The following is a 3,893-nucleotide window of genomic DNA, read 5'->3' as shown; positions in this document are numbered from 1 at the left end:
GGGGGGTGAACTCTCAGCCAGAGCAGTTATAAGCGGCTTTGATTACCCGGTGAAGTCTCCGCTTCCGCGAGACAAATTGCAGGACTGGGAGTTTGGAGGGATCGCGCTTAATGACGCTCCAAGGGGCTGCTCGTAAAAGTTTGGCGAGCCTTCGCGGTGGATGATCACGAAGCGGCGACGGTGCGTGTATTCGTGGAGGCGCAAGGTGTGGCGCCGACGTTGCTATTCAGTGCGCCTGGCATTACGGAAATTGCACTGTCTTTCGATCAGAACATGAATCCATTCGTGGCCTATACGCAAGGGGCTGACGCGAAGTTCTACTGGTACGACTCGACGGTTCCGGGGATGATTCACAGTCAGCTACCATCCGGTTGCCGGACGCTGCGATGTACGATGGATGAGCGTCGCGTCGGATTTTCAGCCGACAGCGATATTCTGCTGTGCTACATCCGTTCCGGTAATTTTTGCATCCGGTATCAGCGTGAGCGGTATCAGACAGAGCATGTGCTGAGGAGCGGAGTGGGGGCAAGCTGCGAACTTGTGTCGATGGCCCGTAACACTGGTAGCCGCGTGCAGTGGCGATTCCGCAACTACGCGCGGACAGATGACCCTGGTGCACTGATTCAAGCGGAGCCATTTCTTTCTGATGTAGTTACTGACCTTTTGCTCAGGTCCGGCGTTTCACTGGAGAATGTTGACGTTTTAGATCTGTTCGAGAATATCTCCGGATACAAGGTGGCCACCCCGGGTGGCGCCGACGCTATGATCCAGCCGTTGCGGCAGGCCTACTTTTTCGACTCCGCCGAGTACGACCGCAAGCTGCGGTTCGTGAAACGCGGCCGGCGTGCACCGGTCGCGACGATCACCGATGCGACTTGGTCGAGCGCGATGGCTCCCTGATGGAGTTGGACCGCGTGCAGGAGGCCGAGCTGCTGCGCAAGGTCAATGTGATCAGCATCGACGCGGCGGCTGGCTACACCGCGACCAAGCAGACAGCCGAGCGCCGCAGCGGCACGGTCAAGGCCACCGGCGAAAGCAGCATCGAAGTGCCGCTCACAATGTCGGCAGATCAAGCGGCTACGGTGGCGCTGCGCCGCATGAAGGTCGCTTGGGGCGAGCTGCACAAGGCCGGGTTCCACCTTGGAATTGCCTGGACGGCGCTGACGCCGACTGATGTCATCGAGTACACGGACAAGCGCGGGCGCAAGATGCGGATCCGGGTTGTGCAGGTCGAAGAGGATTCCGGGGTGCTGGAGTTCGAGGCCTGCGATGACGCGCCATGGGCCTACGATTCGGAAGCTGCTGGCGTTGTCGTGCCGCCGCCGATCAGCACCACCCCGGGGCTGGTCGGCGACACGATCGTCGCCGTGCTGAATATCCCGATCCTGCGCGACCAGGACGACGAGCTCGGCTGGTACGTCGGCGCTCGCGGCACGGAGGCCGGCTGGCGCGGCGGGCAGTTGCAGCTGAGCACGGACGGTGGGGCCACGATCTCGGCCGCGCTGGATATTGCAGGGCCGTCTGTCATCGGCACCACGCTGACCCCGCTGGCGACCGAAATCGGCGGCGAGTACCTGAGCCGGCAAGCCCTTCAGGTGAATCTGCCGGAACAGCCCGAGTCGATCTCGATGGACACCCTGCTGCGGTACTCGAATCGGGCGGCCGTGCAGCGCGCCGATGGCAGCTGGGAGATCCTGCAGTACCAAGCCGTCACGCCGCTTGGCGGTACGCTGTACGCGCTGTCCGGGCTGATCCGTGGCCGCTATGCCACCGCTCCTGCAGCTATCCCGGCCGGCGCCGCGGTGGTCCTGATCGACGATTCGCTCACGTTCGTGCAGCTGCAACAGTGGATGGTCGGCACGACGCTGAGCGTGCGCGGTATCAGCGCAGGGCAAGACGAGGACGATGTCGCGTGGGTGCCGCTGTCCCTGGACAAACCGGCCAGCCAGCAGGAATGGCCAGTGCACCACGTGCGCGCCGAGCGCGACGGATCCGATGCGGTGACAGTGTCGTGGATCGGCCGGGCGCGACTGGGCGTCGAGAATGCTCCGCGGCAGAGTAAGTATTTCACCGGCTACCGGGTCAGCTACAGCGACGGCTTCACCGCTGACACGACCGAAACCAGCCACACGCGTGCAAGCGTGCCGGCCGGCGCCACCGTGCAGGTCGCGGCCATCAATTCAATCACCGGGCCTGGCCCGGCCAGCGAGGCAACCCCAACATGACCACCCCGAACCTTGGCCTGGAAACCGTGCCGGCCAACTCCCTGCAGCCGTCCGTCCCGATCAACGACGCCCTGCAGGTCATCGATGCACTGCTGCAGTTGGCCGTCGAAGACAAGGATCTGTCCGCGCCGCCGGCCACGGTTCCGGGGGATGTCGGCAAGCGCTGGATCGTCGGCGCGGCACCGACGGGTGCCTGGGGCGGCAAAGCGGGGCAGATCGCCCTGTGTACCGGTGCCGGCCTGTGGCGGTTCATCCCGGCCCGCGCTGGCTTCCGGGCGTTCGTCATCGATGAGGGGATCGACTACCGGTTCAGCGCTGGCGCTTGGGCACCAATCTGATCAGTACCCGCAGAACGCCGCCCAAGCCTCCATCATCTCCCGTCTGCGCTCGAGCATCGTCCCGCGCTTGTAGGCGGCCTTGGACTTGTCCTTGATCGTGTGCGCCAGCGCCGCTTCGGACAGATCGTCCGGGTAGCCGCCGACTTCATCGGCCCAGGTCTTGAACGTGGTCCGGAAGCCGTGGACGGTCACGTGTCCATAGCCCATGCGATTCAGCAGGGCCAACATGGCGTTCTCTGACAGCTGCTCCCCGGTGACGTCATTCGGGAACAGAAGGGCGCGGTCGCGACGCTGCAGCGCCAGCTCCTGGGCTGCCTGCGGAAGGGGGACGACATGCTCCTTCTTGGCCTTCATCCGGCTACCCGGTACCGTCCAGTTGATGCACTGTGCGTCCAGCTCCGCCGGCGCCGCGCCGGTGGTCATCCCCGTGCGGGCGGCCGTCAGGATGGTGAACTCCAGGGCGCGCGCTGCCTCTCCGACCCGATTACGCAGCTTCTCCATGAACTCTGTCATCTCGCCATAGGGAAGGGAGGGGAAGTTCTCGACCTTCGTCACGGTCGTTGGCTTCGGCAGAATCACGGACAGATGCCCCTTCCACCGAGCCGGGTTCTCGCCGGCCCGGTGCTTCTGAACCGTCACGGAATCCAGAATGCACTCGATCCGCTGGCGCACCCGGGTGGCTGTCTCGGTCTTGCTGGCCCAGATCGGTCGCAGGACGGCGAGCACGTCCTCGGTATCGATCCGGTCCACGCGCTTGGCTCCGATGATCGGCTTGGCGTAGGTCTCCAAGGTGTTGGTCCACTGGTCGGCGTGCTTTGCGTTCTTCCAGCCGGCCCGGCGCTCTGCGATGTATGCCTCAGCCGCCGCCCAGAATGTCGGGGTTGCCGCTGCGATTGCCCTGGCCTGCCTGCGGCTGGCCAGCGGGTCATGTCCCGCGAGCAACATCTTCCGCGCAGCCAGCGCGGCCTCCCTGGCCTCGGCCAGCGATGTAGTATGGAGCGGGCCCAGCCCCATCTCTGGCCGCTTGCCTTCGAACCGGTACCGGAAGATCCAGCTCTTGGCGCCGGTGGCCGTCACTTGCAGGTACAGCCCACCGCCGTCAGGGTAGTACCCCGGCTCATTGGCCGTTGCGACACGCCTCGCCGATAGCTTGTTCAACTGCATTCCCATACCTTGCACCCTTCTCCATACCCGCCCAGCTACCCGCCCGGCAGGCGGGGATTGACGCGTATTCCTGCGGAACGCTGCGGAGTGTGAAACCCTTACGGCTCATGGCTTGAGACTGGTTTCACGGACATTGACGGAGGGTGCTGGATTGGGCGGAGGAAGA

At 64.2% G+C, this 3,893-nt stretch carries 4 protein-coding genes; 3 read left to right on the top strand and 1 reads right to left on the bottom strand.

Features of this window, described 5'->3' with window-relative positions:
- Nucleotides 1-156: 156 nt before the first annotated feature.
- From JCM9942_RS20545 to JCM9942_RS11935, 3 genes are read left to right on the top strand one after another with little or no spacing between them, the layout of a single operon-like run.
- Nucleotides 157-900: a phage tail protein gene (locus JCM9942_RS20545; protein WP_157722895.1), complete on the top strand. Its 744-nt coding sequence runs from the start codon at nucleotides 157-159 to the stop codon at nucleotides 898-900.
- On the top strand, nucleotides 900-2,225 hold the full coding sequence (locus JCM9942_RS11940) for a phage tail protein (RefSeq protein WP_157722894.1): 1,326 nt from the start codon (nucleotides 900-902) through the stop codon (nucleotides 2,223-2,225). The genes JCM9942_RS20545 and JCM9942_RS11940 overlap by 1 nt, the downstream gene beginning before the upstream one ends.
- The gene (locus tag JCM9942_RS11935) at nucleotides 2,222-2,563 is read left to right on the top strand and encodes a DUF2793 domain-containing protein (RefSeq protein WP_054659910.1); all 342 of its coding nucleotides are present in this window, start codon (nucleotides 2,222-2,224) and stop codon (nucleotides 2,561-2,563) included. Before JCM9942_RS11940 ends, JCM9942_RS11935 begins: the two co-directional genes overlap by 4 nt.
- Here JCM9942_RS11935 and JCM9942_RS11930 read toward each other — a convergent pair whose 3' ends face one another.
- Nucleotides 2,564-3,727 (bottom strand): tyrosine-type recombinase/integrase, encoded by a 1,164-nt coding sequence (locus JCM9942_RS11930; RefSeq protein WP_241772765.1) that lies wholly within the window; start codon nucleotides 3,725-3,727, stop codon nucleotides 2,564-2,566.
- Between the last annotated feature and the right edge of the window lie 166 nt (nucleotides 3,728-3,893).

The sequence above is a fragment of the Stenotrophomonas pictorum JCM 9942 genome (assembly GCF_001310775.1).
GTDB classification, from domain to species: Bacteria; Pseudomonadota; Gammaproteobacteria; order Xanthomonadales; family Xanthomonadaceae; genus Stenotrophomonas; species Stenotrophomonas pictorum.
Note: the sequence above shows the minus strand (reverse complement) of the source record. Positions and strands in the feature narration are given on the sequence as shown.

Excerpts from the sequence above, each read along its gene's own strand:
- JCM9942_RS11940 (WP_157722894.1), top strand. The coding sequence starts at position 900 with ATGGAGTTGGACCGCGTGCAGGAGGCCGAGCTGCTGCGCAAGGTCAAT.
- JCM9942_RS11935 (WP_054659910.1), top strand. The coding sequence starts at position 2,222 with ATGACCACCCCGAACCTTGGCCTGGAAACCGTGCCGGCCAACTCCCTG.
- JCM9942_RS11930 (WP_241772765.1), bottom strand. The coding sequence starts at position 3,727 with ATGCAGTTGAACAAGCTATCGGCGAGGCGTGTCGCAACGGCCAATGAG.